Genomic DNA, 1,716 nt, shown 5'->3' with positions numbered 1-1,716 from the left:
CCCACATTCCGCTCCCAAAAAGAAGCGCAAAATAATTAGAATAGGAAAAAAGCAAGGATAGAAACAGGAGGGAGATATCAGAAACGAGATAACAGTGCAAAACCTAGACCATCTAGGAATCGTAGCAGGAATAATCGATGAGATCGGGATAGAGGAGATCATCAACGAAAGACTGGGCAAAAACAGTCGAGAGAAAGTAAGCGCAGGGGTAATCGTAAAAGCAATGCTGATCAACGGATTAGGATTTGTATCTGCGCCGTTGTATATGTTTGAGAAATTCTATGAAGGGATCGCCGTAGAACATTTATTAGGAGCAGGAGTAAAAGCGGAATACTTAAACGATGACCGACTAGGGCAAGTCATGGATGATATATATGCCGAAAACGTTAGTGATATATTCATGACAATAAGCCTAGCAGCCGTAAAGAAATTTGGCATAGAAGTAGCAACAGGACATTTGGACTCAAGCTCATTTCATGTAGATGGTAAGTACGAAGGAGAAGCAACAGAAGCAGTAGAAATAAGTTACGGATATTCACGAGACCATCGCCCAGACTTGAAACAATTTGTGATGAATCTGCTATGTGTGGGAGATGGGGATATCCCAGTCATGCTGGAAATGGGTAACGGCAATCAGTCAGATAAAGAGAGATTTGCAGAATTATTCCAAAAGTTCAAACAGCAATGGACATTTGAAGGGATTTGCATAGCTGATGCAGCGCTATACAGTGCTGATAATATAGCCGCAATGGCAGGGCTAAAATGGTTAACACGAGTACCGTTAAGCATCAAGGAAGCAGCAGAGCTAGTTGAGTCAAATATTCAGTTAGCCCCAAGCAATTTGAAAGGATATCGCACCAGCGAAACCGTCAGTGAATATGGTGAGGTCAATCAGAGGTGGATATTAGTTGAGAGCCAAGAAAGACGCAAATCTGACCTTGAAAAATTGGACAAGAAGCTAGAGCAATTCCGCCATAAATGTCACCAAGATTTACAAACCCTCTCAGGTCAAGACTTCGCTTGTGATGCTGATGCGATCGCTGCCGCCCAACATCTTTCAAATAAGATGTCATGGCATCAACTCAGTGATATTCAGGTAGTTAAAAAACGACATTATCAAAAAGCTGGTAAACCTAGCAAAAATGACCTCCCCAGTCATATGACGTATCGGGTTACCGCGACTATCACCCCTATAGAATCCCAAATCTCGGCACAACGCAGACGCTGTGGCAGATTTGTGCTGGCGACGAATGTTCTTGATGCTGACAATTTCACGACTGAGATGACCCTAAAAGAATACAAGGCTCAGCAAGGTCCTGAACGTGGTTTTCGCTTCCTCAAAGATCCTCTATTCTTTGCTTCTAGCGTTTTCCTGAAATCTCGTCGTCGCATTCAGGTTTTGGGCATGATTATGGCGCTTTGCTTACTCGTCTATAATTTGGGGCAACGTCAACTTAGACTGGCTCTAGCTCAAAATCAAGCTACCATTCCCAACCAGTTGGGTAAACCCACAAATTCTCCTACGTTACGCTGGATTTTTCAATGCTTTTTAGCCGTTCATCTCGTTGTTGTTCATGATGTTAAGCAAATTGTTAACTTGAGTACATCTCGTCTTCACATCTTACAGTTCTTTCCCTCCGCTTGTCGTCGCTATTATCTTCTCCCTCTCCCTGATTCCTAATTGTTTTTTTACTTATTTTGAGAGCGGAATGTGGG

General features: G+C 42.7%; 1 protein-coding gene. It reads left to right on the top strand.

Features of this window, described 5'->3' with window-relative positions:
* Positions 1 to 76: 76 nt before the first annotated feature.
* Positions 77 to 1,681 (top strand): IS1634 family transposase, encoded by a 1,605-nt coding sequence (locus tag CQ839_RS24550; RefSeq protein ID WP_103670926.1) that lies wholly within the window; start codon positions 77 to 79, stop codon positions 1,679 to 1,681.
* Positions 1,682 to 1,716 lie beyond the last annotated feature (35 nt).

Origin of the sequence: Pseudanabaena sp. BC1403, assembly GCF_002914585.1 — a bacterium.
Taxonomy (GTDB): Bacteria; Cyanobacteriota; Cyanobacteriia; order Pseudanabaenales; family Pseudanabaenaceae; genus Pseudanabaena.
The sequence above is the reverse complement of the archived record's forward strand: the minus strand, read 5'-3'. Positions and strand labels throughout refer to the sequence as shown.